Consider the following 21,316-nt stretch of genomic DNA (forward strand, 5'->3'; position numbering starts at 1 on the left):
TGCACAACCTCGCCCTCGCTGGATAGATCAGCGGCTCGTACGGCGGCAAGCCCTGCCCAGGGCGATCCGGAGATCATTTACGGGACAACCCTTAGGCGAGTATCGGGCACTGGAACGACAGCGCTCATACGCGCCTTCTTGTTCCGTGAGCCAGTCACGATTTCCTTTGTGGCCGAGCCCTCTGGTAACCGCAGTCTCCATAAGATGATCAGCCGACTGAAGAGAAAGGCGTCTCACATGGCGGTTTGCCAGGATTGCCGCAGCCCTCCGCGCATATAGGCGCATCATTTACCCTAACCCCGGATATAGACTCGGGTATCCCAGGAGATGGAGCTTCGAGGGTCAGAGGCGCGGGAGATCAACTCAGCCATCCGATGGTTACCCTCTATCATTTGTCGGTCGCCTCCAATTGTCATGAAGCTACGCGCCTCATCGTCCGGATTAAAGACGGCTCGCAGCAGGTCTTCATCGTCCTGCCCCTGAAGCTAGCCCCCGGGCGATTGCCAGGGGATGAGGGTGGTCGTCTGTATAGGCGATCGTCTCGTCTGGTCGACCATGCCATCCGGTGGATGCCATGTGGTTGTCGTGGCGGGCAGAGTTACATGCCGCGCTCTGGCCCGAAGCATGGATCCGGACGTTCGTCGGCAGTCATAGGTAGCCTGTGCAGTTTTACCGGGCCGGGGTAGAAGGCGGAGCTGTTGAGGCCGGCCATGTCTTCGCCGATGAGGTAGCGGTAAAGCCATTCGGCGAAGCTCATGTCGTACCGTGCCCAGCCGCCGTCGCCGTCCTCGACCAGGAGCCACGGGGCGTTGCTGTCCGCGGCGACGAGGAAGAGAGTTTCGCCTCGGTCCGTACTCGCGATCGGCCAGAGCCCGTCGCGGGTGCCGAAGCTCAATTCTGTGAGCCCACAAAGTAGGCGCGGGTCCTCGTCCGGATCGAGGTCCTCCCAGGGAACCTCAGACCAGGCGCGGACCGTTTGTCGTATCCATTGGCCAAGGTTCCAGCGTTCGGTCTTGGGGTGGCTCAGGTATAGATGTCCGTTGAGCTGGATGGGAGCGTACGCGTCCACGAGGGTCAGGTAGTCGGGCGGCAACCGGAATCCGAGTTCTGCGTGGAGCCCGTCCCAGGCGGCCGACTCCACGCAGTGGTTCTGGGCTGGACCGAGCATCGCCACGACGGCGGTCAGGTAGTCAGTCAAGGCGTCCCTCACTCGTGTATGCCCGTCATGGAGCCCGAGGCACACGCAGCCTTCGGGCGAGGCGTCTGGTTATGGCCTGCATCATCCCAGCTCGGAGGCCTTTCCGATCACGCTGTCAGCCTGCGGTAGGAGATCAGGGCTTCTAAGCGTTCCTAACGGAATGCGGGGCGTCGTTCCTGCTGCTGGGTGGCTCGGTTGTTTGGGTGATGAAGGAACGTCATCCACAACCGTAGCTGGCTGACGATGCGTTGTGGGCCGGATCGAGCCGTTGCCGTGCGGCAGCGCAGACATCGGCATCCGCGGGTTCCAGGGCGGCCCGAAACTGAACGGAGCGCAGTCGAACGGGATGGGCGGGGCCCTAAAAGAGCGTTTTGTCCCGGCAGGGGTGTTAGAGAAGTTGACGGGTTGGTCGCCATTCGGGACTGCTCTGACCCGAGGAGGGGCACTTCTGGCAGGATGACGTCATGTTCGATTTCGGCATCGTGGGCTACCAGCCAGCATGGTTGGACGGCCGTAGTGACGTCGTGCAGGAGCATGGAAATCGTCTGCGTGGTCTTGCTGGCCGGACGCTCACGAGAGTCTGGATGGTCTGGGACCTCAGGGATGACGAGTGGTTCTGCGACTGCCCGGTGCTGTTCGACTTCGATGGCGAGCAGGTCGAGATCAATCATCAAAAGCTCGGCGATCTCTCCCTCACGTGGAACATGATCGTCCCGACCCGTCCAGTCCGGTGGCCTGGCTTCGACCTGCAGTGGCGCCCCGAACCTTTCCCCGGACTGCACGCTCTGCTGGGGCTGCCCCTCAAGGGGGCCGAACTGCTCGAATGGACAGGCAGGGATGTCGCCCAGGGAAACGTCGACATCAGCTTCGCCTTCGATTCGGGTCGCGTTACCGTCTTCAACGCACTCGACGAGAACGGGGTGAGCTTCGACCCTCCCGGTCCGAGCCAGCGGTCCCACCCGTTGCATTGACGCGGTCGGTGTTCAGGCATCACGCCAGTTCAGGGTGGATTCCCTCGTGAGGCGGCGGCTTATGAGGTGACCATTGCCAGCTTGATCATCGCTTCGGACCGGTGTGGGTGGGTCTCGTAGTCGCGGGTGAGGCGTCGGTGGTGCATGAGCCAGCCGAAGGTCCGCTCGACGACCCAGCGCCGTGGGATCACCTTGAAGCCCTTCGCGGCCGGGTCGCGATGGACGACTTCGACGTCGATGCCCAGGCGTGCTCCGTGCTCGATGGCTTTGATTCGGTAGCCGCTGTCGGCCCAGGCCTTGGTCACGCGCGGGTGGGCCTTCGCGACGACTCCGCTTGCGGGGTGGGCTCCGTACTGGGTCATGCCCGTCCCGTGCCCACCCAGGTCGTACTTTGATCGGTGGTCACTGCCGGCCATGCTCCGGTCTGCGGGTTCCCCGGCCCTGGTGGCATGCTTCAGCGCATGATTGACCCTCCTCGGTCGGGCATCGGCCCGGTGATCCCTCCTGTGGCCGCCTCCTGGCAGCGCATAGAAGCGTGGCTGGCCAGGCACACGCCCGCGCGGCTGGCAGAGCTTCGCCCTCCAGCATCGGCGTCGGCGATCGATGAGCTGGAGGCCGCGACGGGGTGCGGCTTCCCGACGATCTGCGTGCCTCACTGCTTTGTCATGACGGGGATTCGTCCTACAGCGGGATCCTGCCGTGCGGCCCCTTGTACTCTGCGGTTCAGATCGCCGAGATACGGCAGATGCGCATGAACATCTGGGAAGGCGAGGACGACCCGGACGAGCAGGACACCCCGTGGTGGGGAACGCACTGGATTCCCTTCGCCGGCCAAGACGGGGACGACTACTTCATCGACGCGGGACCAGGAATATGGAGCAACCACCTCGGTGACGCCCCGCACGCCGATACGGCGTGGTTCTTGGGTTGGCCAAGCCTGGGCGTCTGGCTCCACCAGGTCGCCGAAGTGATGGAACACCACGACCAACCCGACTGGGGCAACGCCGTCACCCGTCCGGTCATCCGCAAGGACGGGGAGCTCGACTGGTGAGGGGAATACCTTTGTGGCCCGGGCCGAGGGGTCTTTGGCGGTCTTGACCACTACCCAGGCAGCCGAAGCGCCCTCGATCTCCCACTCGCCGATGCCGTTCTTCCCTGGGGGCACGGGTTCGGCGTAGTCGGCGAAGAAGCCGTTTAGCCGCCGGTGGCGGTACCGCCCTGGGAAGACGGCGGCGCAACGTGAGAGCCGGATGCTGCGTCTGGAGCAGGCCGCCCACGCGTACTTCGCCGGGGAGCCGTACCCGGGCCGGGCCGCGGGCATCACGGTCGTCGACTACCACCAGCGTGTTGAAGGTGACGACCCGCAGGATGCTGCTCATCCGATGTCACGGACCTCTATCGCTCCGACGTGCGGCGTGTACCGCATCCAGCACCACCGCCCGAACAGCCTCGCGGATCCCGTCCACCGAGCCGGGGGTCACGGACATCGGGCCAGGCCCGCGGATCCATCCACGCGGCTTCTACGAACGCCATCACAGTCCCTGTACGACCATCGGGCCCGGCTCTCTGACTGGAGGGACTGGACCCGTGGTGCGGGGTTACGAGTAGCGGTGGGTGAACCGTTCGCCAACCCGTGCACGTCAGCTGACCTGATCTGGCTGCCACTGTGCAAACCATGACCTTGCTCATGTCGCCGGGGACGGGGGCGTGATGGGGTGCACGGCGGGCGCGAACAACCCACCGAAGGGGATGGAAAAGTGAGACTCAGTTGCTTACCGGTGTGGCGGCATGTCGTCGCCGGCACCGTGCTGGCGCTACTGGCGGGGACGGTGATGGGTACTGCGGTGGCGGCCCCCGCCCCGCCGGCTCCCGGCCTCGAGGCTTCCTAGCCGCACCCGGTGGCGCTGAAGGTCGACCTCGGCGACCTTCACCGTGATCAGCTCGCCTTCATCGACAAGCTGCTCCGGGGTCTCGACCGCCTGGTCAGTCAGGTCCGAGAGGTGCAGGAACCCCACGACATCGCGAGCAAGCTGCACAAACACACCAAATGGAACGATCTTGATGATCGACCCGGTGAGAACGTGGCCGACCTGGTCCGCAAACCGGATGAGTGGGTCCTCCTGCAGAGCCTTCAACGAGAGCGTGACCTGTCCGGAGCGCGTCTCTGTGATGATCACCTCAGCGGTGATCCGCCGGCCGGCTTCGACTGCCTCGGAGGGGTGGCTGATCCAGCCCCACGTCAGGTCCGGCACCCGGATGAAGCCGGTGCAGAGTCCGTTCGGTTCGCCATCGATGTGAACGAAGACGCCGAAGTTGTGAACCTCGGCGACCGTCCCAGTCACGACCTGCCCTCGTTCGAGCGAGAGAAGGAAGGACCGCAGGGCCGGAATCTCGCACGCCCTGGCGGAGAGGTGGAGCTCACCTTCGCGCCAGCGGCCGATCTCTTCGGCCTTGATCTCCTGGCCGACCTCGAACAGCTCGGAGGGAGACTCCACCCGACGCATCGACGCCTCATGCCCAGGAATCCGGCCGATCTCGGCTTCCTCCCCTCCGGCACCTATGAGCTGCACCAGGACATCCGCCCCATCGAACCCGGTGACCTTCACCATTCTTACCACCCCCGGCCGGAGCTGGTTGATCAAGGATTGCAGGCGGGGGTCAGGGGCTGGCTCGGACATGGAGGTGAGCCTAACTTGACCTTTAACGTCCGGCGTCGAATGGTGCCTCGAACTTGATCACTCGGTTTGGTATCCGGCGGACGCGGAAGCGGCCTTCGTCTGAACATGTGCTCCGACCAAGGAACACACACGTCCAGCACGAAGGCCGTGAGGATGAGTCTGCTGCATCACGATGTCCGGCGAGAGCCGCTGGCGGAACTGTCACGCTTCCGGGGCGAGTTCTACTCCTGCCTCACCGCTCGTTCGGATGCCCTGTTCGAGCTGACAGATGCGGTTCTGTGCGGTGACGGGCCGGTGAGGTCGCTGGCCGAGCTGTCGCTGGTGGGCGAACACCGCCGCGGGCACGGAGGGCTCTACGCTGCCCTCGCCCAGGGCCGGGTCGACGCCGACCGGGTGCGACAGGCCCTGGCCTCGGTGCCGCTGCCACGAGCTGCTGACGGCCGGCTGGTCCTGGCCGTGGATGTCACGTGCTGGCTGCGGCCGGACGCCCACACCTCACCGGAGCGGATCCTGTGTCACACCTACGGCCGCGGCAAGGACCAGCACATCCCCGTGCCCGGCTGGCCCTACTCGATCGTCTGCGCGCTGGAGCCCGGCCGCAGCTCGTGGACCGCCCCGCTGGACGCGTTGCGTCTGGCACCCGGGGACGACAGCGCCACCGTCACCGCCCGGCAGCTGCGCGATCTGGTCGAGCGGCTGGTCGCCGCAGGTCAGTGGCAGGCCGGGGACCCGGACGTCCTCGTTATCGCGGACGCGGGATACGACGCACCCCGCCTCGCCCACCTCCTGCGGGACCTGCCGGTGCAGGTGCTGGCCCGGATGCGCTCGGACCGCGTCCTGCGCCGGCCCGCGCCCTCGCGGCAACCTCACACCAGGGGCCGGCCGCCCCGGCACGGCGGCGAGTTCGTCTTCGGACAGCCCGACACCTGGGGCACTCCGGACACCGAAACCGTCACCGACACGCGCCTCTACGGCACCGCTCTGGCCCGGTCGTGGGACCGGCTCCACCCCAGACTCACCCACCGCTCGTCCTGGGCCGCGGCCGACGGCACTCTTCCTGTCGTCGAGGGGACCGTGATCCGCCTGGACATCGAGCGCCTGCCCAGCGGAGCCACCCCGAAGCCGGTCTGGCTGTGGTGGTCAGGCACCGGCGCAGATGCTGCGGACAGCGACCGTCTCTGGCAGGCATACCTGCGGCGCTTCGACATCGAACACACCTTCCGCCTGCTCAAGCAGACCCTCGGCTGGACCTGCCCGAAGATCCGCGCCCCAGAGGCGGCGGACCGCTGGACCTGGCTGGTCCTCGCGGCCTACACCCAACTGCGACTGGCCCGGCCACTGGCAGCCGACCGGCGTCGTCCTTGGGAGAGGCCCGTTCTCGAGGACAGGCTCACACCAGCACGCGTCCGCCGCGACTTTCGGCACATCCGCCCGCAGGCCACCTGCCCGGCCAGAGCACCGAAACCCCCTCGCCCCGGCCCGGGGCGGCCCCTGGGCCGAAAGAACGCCCCGGCCCACACCCCGCCACGACGTGCACACACCCCGCAAGAGACAGCCGACCAAGCGGCGAACGAAGAAGTCAGCCACCCCACGGCCCCGCCGCACGGGTGAAAAACCACGTTAGGCACGAAGCAGTGAGGCATGGATACGGGCGATGGCCCGCAGCACCTCATCACGGTTCTTGCCCTGCTGCATCCATGCGGGCAGGCGGGCCACCACGGTCATCTTTCGGCCGTGGTCGTGCCAGGGAATCCCTTCACGCAGCGGTGCCTGCACGAATCGTTTGATCAGGTCCAGGTGTTCCAGGTTGTAGGCCCACACCCACCCATGCCGGGTCTCGGTCTGCAGCCAGAGACGGGCATCGAAGTACGGGTCCCTGGCCGGCGCGTGCCGGTCCCGGTGCAAGGCCACACCGCCACGGCTCCATTCCTTCGCCATTCCGCAGCTCCGACAAACGAGACGCCTGGATGCGAAGAGGCTTTGATCGTGTGCCCCGGACGAATCTGGTGCGGCACCGACGTGCGCAACCTTCTCGCAGCCAGGACAGCACACGAGAACCGACGCGAGGAAGTCGCACTTCGTGCTGCGAGGGTCCCGGAACCGGTGGTGCACGGAGATCGAGCTCATCGGGCCAGTATGCGACCCGGCAGCGAAGTCTCCTACGGGTTAAAGATCAAGCTAAGGGCTGTCCCGTAAGTGATCTTGCCGTGCGATGATCTCGCCCGTGCCACGCGTGATCACGGCGTCTGAGCCTTCCTGGATAGCCCCGTTCACTGGTGTGGATCCGCGCCAGTTCAACCGGGTGGTGCGTGCCCTGCGGCGGGAAGGCGCCGACCTCGCTCGGCAGGGCCGGCCATGGGGGATTCCGCTGGAGGACCGGGTGCTTCTGGTCGCTGCATACTGGCGCACCAACCTGACACTGCGGCAGGTCGCAGTGTCTTCGGTGTCTCGAAGTCCGCGGCTGGCCGCATCGTCAGGCACGTCGGGCCTCTTCTCGCGTTCCGGCCCCGGAAGCGGTTTCGCAAGGACGCCGTGCTCATCGTGGACGGCACTCTGGTTCCCACTCGCGACCACGCGGTGGCGGAGCGGTCCAAGACATCTCATGTCGCTGGTGGGTCAAGTCCGCGGTAGTGCCGCATCAAGCAATGTTCGTCCTGTCGGCTTCCGTCACCGCGGGAGAGGCTTCGCGGTGCGTTTCCGGGTGCACCGCGTAGCCTCTGCGCGTGAAGCACTCCCATCGAACGTTTGAGAATCCCCCCGCTCTGGCCCGCGATGTCGTCGCGGAGGCTTTTGAACGCGCGCTCGGCGACACCGCGTACGAAGCGTCGGCGGCGGTGGCCCTGGTTGGCATCGCGCTGAACGACGACGATCGCGAGTTCATCGAGCACTGCTGCATCGAGGTGGGTATGAGGGCGGCGGCCGGGAGCGAGTTGCTTGGGCTGGCCGGTTTGTGCCTGGGCCACACGGCCCGCAGGTTCGGGCGCCTCAGCGAGCGAGCGGTGGCGTTGGCGGAAGCTCTGGCGACCCGTGCTGAGCTGGACCCTTCCGATGTGGACGGACGAGCCCTCGACGGGCTCGACGACATTCGCTCCTACCTGCGCCGTAGCGAAGCCGAGTAGCAGCCGGTCAGGCGATGTTCGCCCTGGCGACGACAACCTGGCGGATGCACGCCGCTCCGAGCTCGCCCCGGACGGCGCGTCACAACGAGGCGAACGTTGCTTGATGCGGCATTAGACGGCGAGGTCCAGAGGCGCCGCGAAGGCACGGTCGGGGTCGTAGTACACCCGGTTCTGAAGACAGTGGTAGAGGCAGCCGAGCAACTTGTTGAAGAGGTTCCTCAGCGCGGCTGTGTGGCGTTCCCCGCCTGCTCGTCGTCGGTCGTAGTGCATGCGTGGGGCCTCGGTGCGGAGGGCAGCGAAGGCCCACATGTATCCGGCGGCGGCCAGCCGCTGATTCTTGACTGTTCGGGCCACGACGACGTGGCTGCGGCCTGAGGCCCGGGTGACGGGAGCCGCGCCGGCGTATGCCTTCACCGCTCTGGCGTCCGCGAAGCGTTCGCGGTCGTCGCCGATTTCAGCGAGGACGCGTGCTTCGGACAGTACGGACAGACCAGGGAAACTTGTGATGATGTCGGCATCCGGGTGCGCGAGGAACGCTTCCTCCGTCGCTGCCGCGAGCTGGGCGACACTGTTACAGGCGGCATCGAGCTGTTGGATGAGCGCCGCTGCTTGGTGTCCCAAAGCCATTTCGACCCGGGGCAGCTGGCGGAGACTGTCCGCACGGAAGATGTCCCGGAGCCGCTCGACCTCAGTGTCGATTCCGCAGCGTGGGCGGGCGGCGCGCTTGAGCAGTGCGCGCAGCTGGCTGCGGGTGAGCTTGGCGGCGTCAGCTGGCGTGGGTGCAGCGGCGAGGATCAGGCGAGCGCGCGGTGAGTCGAGTCCGGGCTTGCCTGGCCCGTGGAAGGCCACGAGGGCGGCCGGGTAGTACTCGCGCAGGTGAGAGCGGAGCCGATTGATCATCTGTTGCCGGTCCCGGACCGCGTCCTGGTGGGCACGGGCGAGAGCCGCGACAGCCTGCCCGGCCTCGCTGTCCGCGGGCAGAGGTCGGTGGGCATGCCGGTCGGTCCGGAGGATGTTGGCCACGACTCGGGCGTCGGCTGCATCGGACTTGGCGCGGGAAACGCTGCCGCGATCGCGATAGCGGGCAGCGGCAAGCGGGTTGATCGCATAAATCTGGCGGCCGGTGGCCCGCAGACAGGCGACCAGCAGGCCGCGCGGGGTCTCGATGGCGACCGGAATCGGGGCCTCGGCGGTGTCACCATGGCGCGCTAGCAGTTCCGTCAGGGCGTGGAATCCGGCGCTGTCATCGCTGATCCGAAGCTTGGCCACTTGGGCGCCGTCCTGTTCGACGAGGGCTATGTCATGGTGCCCTTCCGCCCAGTCGATTCCGCAGAAGATCGTGCTCAACCTCTTTACCTCCATGCCGGCTTGCAGATCGAGTCTGTGCGGAGGCACGCGGCGCTCTAATAGAAGTGCTCAGGGCACGCCATCTCATGAGCCGTTCGTGTCTCCAGCGACCGGCAGGGACCTCGGTCTGTTGGGGAGCTCTGGGGCTCGCGAACTATTGAGAGGTCGGCCCCTGCCGGCGGGCTGGTGACATGAAACCCGTGATGGCCACGCTCCTGCCAGGCGGGACCGGTCTTAGACAAGAGATCAAAGTCCCGGAACTACCGAAGGTCTCCGCCCGACAGGAACGCGGCATGGTGGAGCCGGTCTGAACACGGGGATCTCAGTCCCGGAACGGGGCAGGCTTCCACCTTGCTTGGTGCCCCTTGCGCTCACGCGCTCGGGACCACCGATGAGCTATTAGAACTACCGGTAACCGACGAATCACCAGGTCGTCATCGACGCAGACACCCAACTGGTGGTCGTAGTCGGCCGGCCACTGCCGGGCAACCGCAACGACTGCAAGGCATGGGAGCTATCCGGGGCGAAGGCCGCCGTCGGGAACACCACAGTGATCGCCGACGGGGGCTATCGAGGTACCGGGCTCGTCATCCCACACCGCCGCGACCCTGGGCAGAGCGAACTGCCTGCCTGGAGGGTGCCGGAGGGTGCGCCCTGCTCGGGGCAAAACCGGGTTTTCCGCTGGCGGGTGTGCCGAGAAATAAACTAGCCCCTGAGGCTGTCCGCATCTCCGCCCGAAAGGTAAAGGAGTACATGTTCTAGTGCTCTAATGTTGCGGCCTGCAGAAGCACTTCTGCAGGCCGCAAGGGCTACAGGTAACGGTGACAGCTTGCCCCCCGGTCGAAGTTTGCCCGTTACGCTGGCCTAGATGTTGATAGTCTAGGGGGCAGCCGAACAGCGAGGAGGGGGCATGCAGGAGTGGCCAGAGGGATCCGCCGCCGATCAAGAAGCGGCTCGAGAAAGATATGAAGCAGGCATTCGGGAATCAACTCGGGTGATGCGTGCAGCCCTTCGAGCTGACTTGCGCTCCGCTCACTTCGGAACGGCGATAGTAATTTTCGTGAGCATTTTGGTGAGTTCCTTCTCGGATACCATTCTCGGGCTTGCGGTTACTGGAGTCTTCGCCGTGATATTTGGCGCTAAGCTCACCCTTGACATTTCTCGGGGGATTCCCAGAGCGGGCATAGTGCGGCGCGCCTACTGCTTTACCTTTGGGTGGGCTAAATGGTTGTAGCGACCTAAGTCGGAGATTGCTCGTTGACTGTGTGTGAGTCGTCCTGAATCGAAGATTCTGCCGCTGTCTGTCACCGATGCCCAGCGGCCTGTGCTTGAGGGCTGGATACGGCGTTGCTCAAGGTCTCAGGTTCTGGCCTGCGGTCCAGGTCGTTCTGGAGTGTGGGGAGGGTCGATCACGGAGGGTCACGCGTCTCGAGATCACACCTGATTGGGCCGCCCGTAACCCACAAACCCACGGCGCTTGCTCTCGCCCTGGCCGTCGACAGGACCGGGCAAGGCATCTGGCCGGCACGTCTCGCGCGGCTGGGCCAGCATTGGATCCACCGGAGGTCGCAGAACCATTCAGCGAGCGTTTTCAGCTTCGCCACTCCAGGGTGACGCCGTGGCCCTCGCTTGAGTCCTGGAAGCTCCTCGGCTGGGGCCTCCGGGCACGGTGGGTTGTCTGTGAAAAGTCGTCGCGGGCGGTCACTTTGCTGAGGGGCCTGCCCTGCGCTTTGGGGCGGAAGATGGTCGTCGGGAGGGATGGAACGCATGCTCGAAGTACCATCCCGGCAAGGTTCTCCGGCCGGTACTTCCCAACCTCCGCGGTGGCCTAGGTGTATTGATCACGAGCGTTGTTAACAGGGTTGGGTCTTGATCATGGCGAAGACCTCCGGTGTGGTGGAGGTGTCTAAAGCGTGTTGCAGAAGGTCGTGTTCGGGCAGCTCAGGCCCGGGTTCGGCGCCGTTCCCGTCATGCGGCGAGGGCGAGGTTGTGCATGTGGGCGACGGCTTGGACGGCGTGGTGGAGGCCGTTGCCGCGCTGGCGGCAGTCGCGGAGGATTTTGTAGTGCTTCAGCGGAGGATTTTGTAGTGCTTCATGCGGGCGAAGGCGTGCTCGATGCGGGCCCTGACCCGTCGGTGTTCGGCGTTGTCCTCTTCCTCGCCCGGCAGGAGTGCCCTTCCCGGGCGTTTGCGGTGCGGGACGACGAGGCCGGTGTTGATGTACGCGCCGTCGCCGAGGACAGTCACGCCTTCGCAGCGCTGGGCCAGGCCGGAGTCCCGCCATGCCTTCGCGTCCGCGGTCGTGCCAGGGACCGGCCTGGCCGCGGCGATCACGAGTTTGGTGTCGGCGTCGATGATGACCTGCACGTTCGCCGAGAAACGGTAGTTGCGTGAGGAGGCTCCGACTGTGCGGTCGCGGACCGGGATCAGGGTGCCGTCCACGATCCACAACCGCTCCACCGCGTCACTGGGCCGGGCGGCCGGCTCGATCGCGAGGAGCGGCCGCAGCCGCTGGATCACCCGGCACACCGTCGCCGGCGAGCAGCCGAACAGCGGAGCGAGCTGCCGCATGGTGAGGTTCGTGCGGTAATACACCGCTACCAACAGCACCCGGTCCGCCAACGGCAGACACCACGGCCGACCACCACCGGGCCCGTTCCCACCCCATTCCCGGACCACCTTCAGCAGTCGCTCGAACTGCCGCATCCGCAACCCCGCGAACGTCTCCACCCACAACGGCTCAGCCCTCAGCACCCCACCCATACAAGGAAATGCCCGCCTCACAGCCTTCTGCAACACGCTTTAACGGCTGTCCCGCAAGTGCGGCCGTGTCTTGACCTGAGACCGGCTCGATAGGGTCAGGATCAGAGCCGACGGAAGAGGATCGTTCGATGGCGACGTACGACCAGCTGACCGAGTGGGCCGGTCTGGGGCATGTCACGCGAGCCGGACGGGACGTTGTGGCCGGCTGGCAGATCCCGGGCTTCATGAAGGCGCAGCTCGTCGAGGTGGGCGTCCCGGTAGCTCCGCGCCTCATCGAACGAGTCGTGATGCAGAGCGAGGCTGATCCGGTCCTGCTCACGTCCCGGGGCCCGCTCTACCGTCTCACCGAGCAGGCGGACCCCGATGATCAGATCGAGCGGTCATCGTTCGGCGTCGAGCCGGAGACTGGAACGGTCTACTTCGTCATGCCGGATGGGGAGGCATGGTTCGCCAACTCGGGTGTCGGCGTGTGGCTCAGCGTCCTTCACCACTACGGCAGCTGCGTAACCGCCTCAGAGCTTCTCAGCGAGCCGGACGGCCGCGAGGAGTACCTCTCTGAAGGGGAGGAAGAGCGGGCTTTCGCCGAGCTGAACCGGCTTGCCGAGGAGCTGAAGGAGATCGACCCGGCAGCCTTCAACGGCTACGAGGGGTTTCTCTGGCCGGGGTTCCTGGACCGCTGGCTCTATTGAGCTCGGCCGGCAGATCCATGGCCCGCAGGTCTGGACCCGTGCGGGAGGCCAGGCCGCCCATGACTGAGATGATCTTCATGTGGGGGCTGTGATCACGGCGTCGGAGCCGTCATGGATAGCGCCGTACTCCGGGCTTACTCCGAAGCAGTTCGGCAAACTGATCACCGTGCTGCGGCGCGGAGGATCGAGATCATGTAATGGTTGACTATGTGTCGTGACTGAGATGATCGAGATACCGGATGCAGAGGGTGATTGGGAGCCCGCGACGGAGCTCCGGGCAGATGGCCGCAATCCGGTGCGGCAGGCGTCTATGTTTCAGAGCGTGACCTGGCCGTTGAGTTCGCTGGCCCTGCTCTCGGTAGACCTGGAGGCGGTAGCGCGGCGGCTGAGGCTGAGCCTTGAGACCTCGTGGGACGGGCACGGCAGTGTGCGGGCGGCGTTCTTCGTGCTGGACGGGACGGACTTCGTTGTCACCCACCACGAGGGGGACGCTCCGGGAACCCACGTGTGGACCCGGAAGGGCGGGCCTGTCGATCCGGCCGCCCGGGTAGGCAGCCTCCTCGCGGCTCTCGGAGTGGGGCCGGAGGCGGTCTCATACTCCACCTGGGGGGTCGGCACCGACCTGTCGCACGTGCCCGCCGCCTGGGGGCGCGGCCGGGGCAAGCCGACGTGGTCGCACCAGGACATCTGGGCTAACTTCAAGAGGCACCCGGGAACGTTCGTCGGCCGTGTCACCTTCGGGACAGTGGTCGGGTTCCTCAACGGCTATGACACCGCATCTGACAAAGCCCTACTGGACGGGTTCCAGGAGTGGCTTGCCGCCAAGCTGGGGCACGGCTCGAACCTGGTGTACTGGACCTTGGCCGAAAAGCTGATCTTTCCCGACGGCCGCCCCGAGGAGCCCTGGTCGCCCGAGACCGAGCAGCACGCCGTGGCCGGTCTGATCGGCCTGATCGACGAATTCTTCGATCACCTTGCAAGTGATAGGAAGGACCACCCCGGAACGGCCTGATCGAGGAGCCCTGGGCTCATCCCCGAGTGAGGATCCTGATTGGCAGAAGTCGGAACGAGGCTTGGTCATACATGGATTTCTTGAGCGTTTTGATCCGGTTTACGTTGCCTTCGACTCGGCCGGAGCTCCATTCGAGGGTGAGGCCGGCGGTGACGGCGTCGAGGTCCTGACGAAGGAAGCCGGCGAACGAGCTGGGCGGGGGCGTCCTGCTCGGCCTGGCGGATCCACTCCGGGAGCATGCTGCCGGGCGATGTCCGGACAGGCGATTCTGACGTCGAGCAGCTTCTCCACTTCCTGGTCGGTGAGCGTTTCACGCGGGCACATGATCCGAGGTGATGCGGCGCGGGCTGGGGATATCGGCACGTACCGGCTCAGCCGTCCCCTCGCGGAGCTTGGCCAGGTGGCGGCGCACGACCTGGATGCTGCCGGTGTAGCCGCGCTCCCGAATCTCGTGGAACAGCCGGGTGCCGCTCGTGCAGCCAGCGGTGAATCGGCTGTTCAGGTAGGGCTTGAACGGCTCTAGGAGCCTGGCCTTGTGGATGCCGAAGTCCTCCGCAGAGGCGAGGAGTTCGTCCAGCGGTATGGTCCGGAAGCGGCGTACGGTCTTGCGGTCCAGGCCGAGGTGGCGGGCGATGGCGCTGATCGTCCAGTTCTGCTCCAGCAGCCGGTGGACGTCCGCGTAGCGATCACGGGGTGCGCTCGGTGAGAGGCGTGCGCGGCGGTTCCGGCACTGGCAGGTCGATCACTGGAGGTTCCGGCGGCGGATTCTCCTGTTCGACGTGTTTGCGCAGGCAGGAGCGATGCTGGTGGCAGGTCTTCTCGACTGCGGCCGCAAGGTTCTGGAGCAAGTGCCATCTGTCCGCGACCTCGATCGCATCGGGGGCGGCTTCCCTGATCGCCCGGGTGTAGGCGGTGGCGCGGTCACGGCAGATGATCTCCGCGCCGGGGTGCTCAAGCAGCCAGGCGGTGAAGGTCTCCGAGGTGCGGTCCGGGAGCATGTCCACGACGCGGCCGGTCTCGACGTCAACGAGAACGGTCCCGTACCTGCGGCCCTTGCGGAAGGCGAACTCGTCAACGCCGAGTACCCGAGGCGCCCGGTCGGGCACTTCGGGCGCGTCCAGCAACCCGAGGAGATGGGTTCGGCCTGCGGCTATAGTGAGCTTGTGGCACAACCGTTCGCCGGCACGACCACCCAGCTCGGAAGCGACCGCCCGCAACCACTGCTTCAGCCCGACGCTGGAACGTGCGTGGCGCTCGCTCAGCCCGGAGACCTGCTCGACGAAGGTCGTCCGCCGGCACCGGGCGCGGTCGCATAAGAAGCGGCGCACCCGAAGGCGTATCGCCAGCTTCCTACCCGCAATCGGGCGTTCGGCCAGCGTCCGCCAGTAGGTGGAGTGCCTCCGTATCCCTGGACCTCCGCAGCCTGGGCACCGGGCCGGTGAGCCGCACGCGGCCACCTCCACCAGCACGACCTCTGGACCGGCGGTCAGCCGTTCCAGTTCAACATCGACTCCGGGAAACAGAACATCCTCGATCGAGCGGAGAGCCACCCGCAGTTCACCGTTGAAGGCGACAGCCGCCTCAGCCTGCATGGCTGTGCTGGGCATCGGTCCGACCCCTGGCCGGGCGGCGCGGCTGACCCGCACCCAGATCCAGTCCGCGCTCAAGCACGCAGGCCGCAAGCGCGGCATCGAGGCGGAGGCCGAGCGGCTCCGCGACGTCTTCCACGCCGAGTGGGCCCACCAGCCACCGCTCGTCGAGGACGCGCTCGGCAAGCAGATGCTTGCCCTCCTCATCCAACTGGAGGCCGCCTGCACAGCCACCGGCCAGCTCGCTGAGGCGGTGGAAGAGTCGTTCCCACAGCATCCAGACGCCGAGATCCTGACGAGCTTTCCCGGGCTCGGCATCCAGCTCGCCGCCCGGATCCTCGCTGAGATTGGAGACGACCGTACTCGCTTCGGCGACGCGCGGCCTGAAGGCCTACGCAGGAGCCTCACCGGTGACCAGGGCTTCCGGCAAGAAGTCGTCCATCACGCGGCGGTGGTGAAGAACGACCGGCTCAACGACGCTGGCTACCTCTGGGCCTTCGCCGCCCTCCGCCACTCACCGGGAGCAGGTGCCCACTACCGGCGCCGCCGCGAGATCGGCGACTGGCACGCCGCCGCCCAGCGCAACCTCTTCAACCGCATGATCGGCCAGCTCTACCACTGCCTCCAGCATGGCCAGCTCTTCGACAAACGCACCGCGTTTCCTGCACCACCAGAACTTGCCGTCAGCGCGGCATAACCGGCAGAAGTTCGCTCATCCAGTGCGGTAGCTCAGGGTCCTCACGCCAGGCCTCGGCGATCGAGACGAGAGCCTGCCACGACGCCTCCGCGGCCAATCCAGGGCTATCCGTCACGAGCTCGGCATACAGCTGACTGCACAAGTGGGACGTGACCTGGTAGAGGGCTTGGCTGACCTCACTCACGCGCGCCAGATCAGACGCAGGAGCCTGCGGCGGCTCTCCGTTGAGTCGGATCGTGGGGACCACAGCTGCGTATGTCCGGCTGTGGATGAAGTCCCGCAAACCACCTGGTCCCACGTCGGCAAAGAGCGCTGGGCAGAGGCCATGTCGGTCATGCGGCAAGGTTATATGCGAGCCCACCGTTGTTCGAGAGTGCGACCCGCATCGCTTGACGGCATAGCAACGTGAGGTGTCTGGTGGTTGGTGGAGTAGCGGTAGTTCTTGGATTATTCAGCCACGGTGTGGTCACGGGTAGGGACCAGTGGCTGCGTAGGTTTCAAGCGAGAGCACTTGTCGGCGGGTTTCGGCATCACGCGTTGCCCAGGGACCGCGTGATGCCGGTGAGAAGTAAGAGCACCTGCGGCGGCGGGAGCTCGACGTGTGTGCGGAGCCAGCCTCGTTCGTGGCAGGATGACGTCATGTTGATCAGAAAGGGCGATGCCGCGTAGGCGCCCGAAGGCCGTCCGTGCGGAGCTGTGGCGGCCTCGCAGACACGTTGCAGTTCGGCGGATCCGGGGCGTTTCCGCGAAGACTCGTGCAGCTGTCCGCCGCGTCGAGGATGAGCGCATGTGGCCTGGTGCAGTTGCTGACGCGCTCGCCCGTTTCGAGTGGGCGTTCAGGCAACCCGGCCGTTATCTGAAGGCATTCCAGGTCTGGCAGCCCGGACTGGAGGTGGAGTATGCCCGAGATGATCTGGACGAGGTCATGCTTCACCTCCCTTGCGGTGCCCGGCGCGATCTCGGCCGGCTGGTTGCTCGTATCGACGATGAGTTCGAGCGTCGCACTCTGCCGAATCCTGGGCCGGTGAACGCCTTCATGGTGGGCGGCTGGTGGTGGTCAAGGAGCCGTGAGCACTGAGGATGCTCACGAAGCCTCCTGCGCCCAGGTCAGCTCGTGGCCAGCTGTTGTTCGGCGCGGGCGCGGGTGGTGGCGAGTCGGTAGGAGTCGGTGCCGGTCTCGATGATGGTGCCGCCGAAGGTGAGGCGGTCGACGATGGCCGCGCAGAGGCGGGGGTCGGTGAAGGTCTTGGTCCAGCCGGAGAAGGATCTCATTGGAGGCGATGGCGACGCTGTTCTTCTCTTCGCGTTCGGTCAGGACCTGGAAGAGAGTTCGGCGCCGCGGCGGTCGAGCTCCATGTAGCCGAGCTCGTCGATGCAGAGCAGGTCGACGCGGCCGTAGCGGGCGATGGTCTTGGTCAGCTGCTTCTCGTCCGCAGCTTCGACCAGCTCGTTGACCAGCTTCGTCGCAAGGACGTACTTGACCCGGTAGGGGGCCACGTACACGAGGCTCAGTCGACCTCGACGTAGGCGACCAGGATGATCGTGCCGATCACCGTGAGGATGTACACGACCCGGACCCGGTCGTCGCGGTACTCCCACTCCAGCTTGCCCTCGACGCGCGCCCCGATCCGGTGGTCGAGGGAGAGCCGAACGATCGCCGCGTCCAGGACTTCACGCTCGGCGTCGCTCATCGCGTCGATCTGCTGCTCCGCGACGTCGTGCAGGACGACGTGCGCCCGCCAAGGGCCGTGCTTTGGCGACATCAGGCGGCGCCGGGCGTACGAGCGGCGTCCTGGCCGCCGAGCCCGTGCCGGGCCTGGATGTCCTCGTACGGGGTGACCTTCGACAGGTTGATGCCCTCGGCGGCGAGCTGCTCGAGCGCGTAGGCGAGCAGACCCTCGCCGGCCGCGGCGTGTTCGCGGGCGGACGCGCGCAGCTGCTGCTGCTCGTCCTCGTCGAAGATCAGGTGCGCCATCGGGGCCTCCGCGGTCGGGTACGCGTCGAGGCTAGCGCAGGCGGCCTAGGGTGCTTCTTCCGGATCTTGGTTCGGGAAGACTTCGCACGCTGCTGCCCGCTCATATAGTGGCGGGATGGACGAAGCCGAGGCGAGTGGCCAGGCGTGGAGGGACGAGGTCCGAGCGCGTCCGACAGCTGAGCAGGATCGGGATGCCCTGGCCCGGCTCGTCGAGGCGGACGCGGACTCCTTCGAGGTTGAACTGTACGAGCGCGCGACGGATCCCCAGCTGCTTTCGATTGATCGTGCCCAGAGGTCGCAGGCCGGGCAGTACGCCAGGCGTGTGCGGCGACTGCGAGAGCGTGAGCAGCGCCAAGGCAGTTGAGCAGTAGCCTTCGGATCATCTGATCGTTGGCCTGGTGTGTCGTTGACTGATGCCCAGTGGGCGAGGATCGAGCCGCTACTGCCGGACCGGACACCGAAGCGGGGTGGCCGTTGGCGGGATCACCGGCAGCTGATCGACGCGATCGCGTTCAAGTACCGCACCGGGACCCCGTGGACGGACCTGCCCGAGCACTTCGGGTCGCGGAAGGGCGCCCACAACCGCCTGCGGAAGTGGGCCGCCGACGGTACCTGGGAGAGAGTCTTCACCGCCCTGCTCGCCCAGGCCGACAGCGAAGGCGATCTCGACTGGGTCGTCGCGGTCGACTCCACCGTCGTCCGTGCCCACCAGCACGCCGCCGGGGCCCGCCAAAAGGGGCCCCGGACGGCGAACCGGACGACCATGCCATCGGACGGTCCCGCGGCGGACTGACCACCAAGATCCACCTCGCCGCGGACAGCCGCTGCCGCCCGCTCGCTTTCGTACTCACACCCGGCCAGGCAGGTGACGCGCCAGCGTTCCCTGAGGTCATGTCTCGATTGCGGGTGCCACGGCCGGTCGGCCGGCCCAGGACCACACCGGAGATGGTCCTGGCCGATAAGGCGTACTCCTCCCGCTCGATCCGGACCCATCTCCGCCGGCGCGGGATTCGGGCGGTGATCCCGCAGCCCTCCGGCCAGGCCACCAACCGCAAACGCCGCGGCAGCCGAGGCGGCCGTCCGCCAGCCTTCGACCGCGAGGCATACAAGCGACGCAACACCGTCGAGCGGTGCATCAACAAGCTCAAGCAGTGGCGCGGCCTGGCCACTCGCTACGACAAGACCGCCACCATCTACCTCGCAGGACTCCACGTCGCCGCCATCTTCATCTGGTCGGCGAGATGATCCGAAAGAAGCGACCTAGGTGTTCTGTCCACGGAGGTTGGTGACGGTGATCACTGGAGGATGATTTTGAACAGGTGAGGGCCTTCCGGGTTCGGTGTGGATTGCGACATCTCCACCGAACACGAAAGGCCCTCGTGCCCCACCGTAATGCACCCCTGACCGAGACCGGCCGTCTGCGTCTGGCCCGCTGCGTCGTCGAGGACGGCTGGCCCCTTCGCCGGGCCGCCGAACGTTTCCAGGTCTCACCGACCACGGCCCAACGGTGGGCAGACCGCTACCGCAGGCTCGGCGAGGCAGGCATGACCGACCGCTCGTCCAGACCGCATCACAGCCCGGGCCGAACCCCGACCCGCACCGAGCGGCGGATCATCAAGGTCCGACTCCTGCGCCGGTGGGGCCCGGCCCGCATCGCGCACCTGTTGCGGCTGAATCCCTCCACCGTCCACCGCGTGCTGTCCCGGTTCGGCCTGGCCCGCCTGGCCCACCTCGACCGGGCCACCGGCCGCGTCATACGCCGCTACGAACGCGACAAGCCCGGCGAACTGGTGCACGTCGACATCAAGAAGCTCGGCAACATCCCCGACGGCGGCGGCCACAAGACGCTGGGCCGCCAGGCCGGCCGCAAGACCCGCTCCGGCGTGGGCTACAGCTACCTGCACACTGCCGTCGACGATCACTCCCGCCTCGCCTACAGCGAGATCCACGCGGATGAGAAGAAGGAGACCGCCACCGGCTTCTGGACTCGCGCCCCGGGTTCTTCACCCGGGCCGGGATCACCGTCGAGCGGGTCCTGACCGACAACGGCTCCTGCTACCGCTCACGCGACTGGCGCGATGCGCTCGCGACGGCTGGGATCACCCACAAGCGAACCCGCCCCTACCGGCCACAGACGAACGGCAAGGTCGAACGCTTCAACCGCACCCTGCTAGACGAATGGGCCTACGCAAAGCCCTACCGGTCAGAGCAGGAACGACGCGCAGCGTTCCTCGGATGGCTGCACACCTACAATCACCACCGCGGACACACCGCGCTGAAAGGCCAACCACCCGCCAGCCGCGTCCCCAACCTCACAGGGCAATACAGCTAGGCGACTCATGGACGAACTGCAGGAGCGGCCGGAGACGATGACGGACGCGGAGCTCCGCGACGGGATCCGCCGCGCCCTGCGGTACTACACGGAGCATCAGCCGCACGCCGACCAGGTCTACGGCATCGTCCGACTGATCCGTCGCGGGGTGCGCATCGAATGGGTCGTGGCTGACCGGCTGCCTGTGTTTGACGGCGACACCCCCTGACCCGCACACCGCGACGGGCCGTGCCCGAGGTGCCCGAGCAGGAAGCTGGCGGCTGGCTTTCGCGCCTTCGTACCTAAGGGCTGTCCCGCAAAGATCTTGGCTCCGAGTGCGGAGCAGCCTGCGGAGCTGGCGAGGTGTTCAGCCGGTGGTTCGTGAGGTGTCCAGGGACCGGGCGAAGTCGGCGAGGGCGTGGAAGTCGTTCTCCCGGAGGCCGATCCGTGGGTTGACGTGGTGGAGGAGCCCGGGCCCTGGGTGGTGGGCGGTCACGTAAGTCTGATCCAGCTCGCTCTGCTCATCGTCCACCCAGGCGAAAGGACGGCCGCCTGCGTGGTCCACTAGCGGTCCGGTCTTCCAGTGGACTCCATCAGGGCGTTCTTGGAGCAGGACGTCGCCGAAGTTCACGAAGGGAAGTTTCGGAAGGCCGAGGACCGGTGCGATCCACCGGTTGGCGTCGTCCATCCATGTGGTCGCCCAGCACAGCTCGAAGCCGAGCCGGAGCAGGATTCGTCCGTGCTCCGGGTTGAGCCAGACTCGCAGGGGGCGTCGTCGGGACGACAGGCCCCTGTCGTCCTGATGGGCGTCGTTCCGGGGGACCCGGAGTGTGGTGTAGCCGTCGGGACGCCTCTCCGGCTTGGCTGCATAGGGGTTGAGTGGCCCGTCCACGTCGAGGAACAGCAGAGGTCGGTTCACGGTTTCCCCCGGTTTTGCTCACTGTGGACTGCCTCGATCAGCGTAGCTG

The 21,316-nt window shown here is 66.3% G+C and carries 17 protein-coding genes and 9 pseudogenes; 15 read left to right on the forward strand and 11 right to left on the reverse strand.

The features are described from left to right. Window positions 1-598: 598 nt before the first annotated feature. Window positions 599-1,198, reverse strand: a complete 600-nt coding sequence (locus ACWDX6_RS24805) for an SMI1/KNR4 family protein (RefSeq protein ID WP_451487090.1) — start codon at window positions 1,196-1,198, stop codon at window positions 599-601. A 464-nt stretch (window positions 1,199-1,662) separates the two neighbouring features. Between ACWDX6_RS24805 and ACWDX6_RS24810 the strand changes: the two genes are divergently transcribed. Then, the gene (locus tag ACWDX6_RS24810) at window positions 1,663-2,169 is read left to right on the forward strand and encodes a hypothetical protein (protein WP_451487091.1); all 507 of its coding nucleotides are present in this window, start codon (window positions 1,663-1,665) and stop codon (window positions 2,167-2,169) included. A 12-nt stretch (window positions 2,170-2,181) separates the two neighbouring features. On the opposite strand, the pseudogene ACWDX6_RS24815 reads toward ACWDX6_RS24810, so the two are convergent. Beyond that, window positions 2,182-2,495: pseudogene (locus ACWDX6_RS24815) on the reverse strand (transposase); the annotation flags it as partial. Window positions 2,496-2,794: 299 nt separating this feature from the next. Between ACWDX6_RS24815 and ACWDX6_RS24820 the strand changes: the two are divergent. Beyond that, window positions 2,795-3,220, forward strand: coding sequence for an SMI1/KNR4 family protein (locus tag ACWDX6_RS24820; protein ID WP_451487092.1), 426 nt, complete (start codon window positions 2,795-2,797; stop codon window positions 3,218-3,220). Window positions 3,221-3,983: 763 nt separating this feature from the next. Here the strand turns inward: ACWDX6_RS24820 and ACWDX6_RS24825 are convergent. After that, window positions 3,984-4,847 (reverse strand): S1 RNA-binding domain-containing protein, encoded by an 864-nt coding sequence (locus ACWDX6_RS24825; protein ID WP_451487093.1) that lies wholly within the window; start codon window positions 4,845-4,847, stop codon window positions 3,984-3,986. Between the two features lie 153 nt (window positions 4,848-5,000). Here ACWDX6_RS24825 and ACWDX6_RS24830 point away from each other — a divergent pair. Next, window positions 5,001-6,471 (forward strand): annotated as a pseudogene (locus ACWDX6_RS24830) (NF041680 family putative transposase). On the opposite strand, the gene ACWDX6_RS24835 reads toward ACWDX6_RS24830, so the two are convergent. Further along, window positions 6,468-6,785, reverse strand: coding sequence for a hypothetical protein (locus ACWDX6_RS24835; RefSeq protein ID WP_451487094.1), 318 nt, complete (start codon window positions 6,783-6,785; stop codon window positions 6,468-6,470). The pseudogene ACWDX6_RS24830 and the gene ACWDX6_RS24835 sit on opposite strands and share 4 nt — an antisense overlap. 286 nt (window positions 6,786-7,071) lie before the next feature. Between ACWDX6_RS24835 and ACWDX6_RS24840 the strand changes: the two are divergent. Then, window positions 7,072-7,442: pseudogene (locus ACWDX6_RS24840) on the forward strand (helix-turn-helix domain-containing protein); the annotation flags it as partial. 128 nt (window positions 7,443-7,570) lie between these two features. After that, complete coding sequence (locus ACWDX6_RS24845; protein ID WP_451487095.1) at window positions 7,571-7,966, forward strand: hypothetical protein; 396 nt, start codon at window positions 7,571-7,573, stop codon at window positions 7,964-7,966. A 111-nt stretch (window positions 7,967-8,077) separates the two neighbouring features. Here ACWDX6_RS24845 and ACWDX6_RS24850 read toward each other — a convergent pair whose 3' ends face one another. Next, complete coding sequence (locus tag ACWDX6_RS24850) at window positions 8,078-9,313, reverse strand: IS110 family transposase (RefSeq protein ID WP_451487096.1); 1,236 nt, start codon at window positions 9,311-9,313, stop codon at window positions 8,078-8,080. Window positions 9,314-9,731: 418 nt separating this feature from the next. Between ACWDX6_RS24850 and ACWDX6_RS24855 the strand changes: the two are divergent. Further along, window positions 9,732-9,950: pseudogene (locus ACWDX6_RS24855) on the forward strand (transposase); the annotation flags it as partial. 1,331 nt (window positions 9,951-11,281) lie between these two features. On the opposite strand, the pseudogene ACWDX6_RS24860 reads toward ACWDX6_RS24855, so the two are convergent. Beyond that, window positions 11,282-12,075: pseudogene (locus ACWDX6_RS24860) on the reverse strand (transposase family protein). Between the two features lie 128 nt (window positions 12,076-12,203). On the opposite strand from ACWDX6_RS24860, the gene ACWDX6_RS24865 reads away from it, so the two are divergent. The 3 genes and pseudogenes from ACWDX6_RS24865 (at window position 12,204) to ACWDX6_RS24875 (ending at window position 13,776) form a co-directional block, all read left to right on the forward strand. Next, window positions 12,204-12,764 (forward strand): SUKH-4 family immunity protein, encoded by a 561-nt coding sequence (locus ACWDX6_RS24865; protein ID WP_451487097.1) that lies wholly within the window; start codon window positions 12,204-12,206, stop codon window positions 12,762-12,764. 79 nt (window positions 12,765-12,843) lie between these two features. Further along, window positions 12,844-12,951 (forward strand): annotated as a pseudogene (locus ACWDX6_RS24870) (IS5/IS1182 family transposase); the annotation flags it as partial. A 27-nt stretch (window positions 12,952-12,978) separates the two neighbouring features. Beyond that, window positions 12,979-13,776: a hypothetical protein gene (locus ACWDX6_RS24875; RefSeq protein ID WP_451487098.1), complete on the forward strand. Its 798-nt coding sequence runs from the start codon at window positions 12,979-12,981 to the stop codon at window positions 13,774-13,776. Between the two features lie 686 nt (window positions 13,777-14,462). Here the strand turns inward: ACWDX6_RS24875 and ACWDX6_RS24880 are convergent. Continuing rightward, window positions 14,463-15,467 carry an ISL3 family transposase gene (locus tag ACWDX6_RS24880; protein ID WP_451487099.1) on the reverse strand — a complete coding sequence of 335 codons (1,005 nt, stop codon included), beginning with the start codon at window positions 15,465-15,467 and terminating at the stop codon, window positions 14,463-14,465. Here ACWDX6_RS24880 and ACWDX6_RS24885 point away from each other — a divergent pair. After that, window positions 15,373-16,062, forward strand: a pseudogene (locus tag ACWDX6_RS24885) (transposase); the annotation flags it as partial. The gene ACWDX6_RS24880 and the pseudogene ACWDX6_RS24885 overlap by 95 nt on opposite strands. 787 nt (window positions 16,063-16,849) lie before the next feature. Continuing rightward, complete coding sequence (locus ACWDX6_RS24890; protein ID WP_451487100.1) at window positions 16,850-17,140, forward strand: hypothetical protein; 291 nt, start codon at window positions 16,850-16,852, stop codon at window positions 17,138-17,140. 29 nt (window positions 17,141-17,169) lie between these two features. On the opposite strand, the pseudogene ACWDX6_RS24895 reads toward ACWDX6_RS24890, so the two are convergent. The 3 genes and pseudogenes from ACWDX6_RS24895 to ACWDX6_RS24905 all read right to left on the reverse strand — a co-directional run bounded on the left by ACWDX6_RS24895 (window position 17,170) and on the right by ACWDX6_RS24905 (window position 18,037). Then, a pseudogene (locus ACWDX6_RS24895) lies at window positions 17,170-17,661 on the reverse strand (ATP-binding protein). Further along, window positions 17,571-17,825 (reverse strand): hypothetical protein, encoded by a 255-nt coding sequence (locus ACWDX6_RS24900; RefSeq protein ID WP_451487101.1) that lies wholly within the window; start codon window positions 17,823-17,825, stop codon window positions 17,571-17,573. Before ACWDX6_RS24900 ends, ACWDX6_RS24895 begins: the two are co-directional and overlap by 91 nt. After that, window positions 17,825-18,037, reverse strand: coding sequence for a hypothetical protein (locus tag ACWDX6_RS24905; RefSeq protein ID WP_451487102.1), 213 nt, complete (start codon window positions 18,035-18,037; stop codon window positions 17,825-17,827). The genes ACWDX6_RS24900 and ACWDX6_RS24905 overlap by 1 nt, the downstream gene beginning before the upstream one ends. Window positions 18,038-18,152: 115 nt before the next feature. Between ACWDX6_RS24905 and ACWDX6_RS24910 the strand changes: the two genes are divergently transcribed. From ACWDX6_RS24910 to ACWDX6_RS24925, 4 genes and pseudogenes are all read left to right on the forward strand, one after another. Next, window positions 18,153-18,401: a hypothetical protein gene (locus ACWDX6_RS24910; protein ID WP_451487103.1), complete on the forward strand. Its 249-nt coding sequence runs from the start codon at window positions 18,153-18,155 to the stop codon at window positions 18,399-18,401. Between the two features lie 36 nt (window positions 18,402-18,437). Beyond that, a protein-coding gene (locus ACWDX6_RS24915; RefSeq protein ID WP_451487104.1) for an IS5 family transposase occupies window positions 18,438-19,282 on the forward strand; the annotation gives its coding sequence in 2 pieces (ribosomal slippage) (window positions 18,438-18,794 and window positions 18,797-19,282; 843 coding nt in all). Window positions 19,283-19,416: 134 nt separating this feature from the next. Beyond that, a pseudogene (locus ACWDX6_RS24920) lies at window positions 19,417-20,369 on the forward strand (IS481 family transposase). 7 nt (window positions 20,370-20,376) lie between these two features. Then, a complete protein-coding gene (locus tag ACWDX6_RS24925; RefSeq protein WP_451487105.1) occupies window positions 20,377-20,577 on the forward strand; it encodes a hypothetical protein in 201 nt (66 codons plus the stop codon). 138 nt (window positions 20,578-20,715) lie between these two features. Here the strand turns inward: ACWDX6_RS24925 and ACWDX6_RS24930 are convergent, their stop codons facing one another. After that, window positions 20,716-21,267 carry a hypothetical protein gene (locus ACWDX6_RS24930; RefSeq protein ID WP_451487106.1) on the reverse strand — a complete coding sequence of 184 codons (552 nt, stop codon included), beginning with the start codon at window positions 21,265-21,267 and terminating at the stop codon, window positions 20,716-20,718. Window positions 21,268-21,316: the final 49 nt, after the last annotated feature.

Source organism: Streptomyces sp. NPDC003027 (assembly GCF_053591435.1).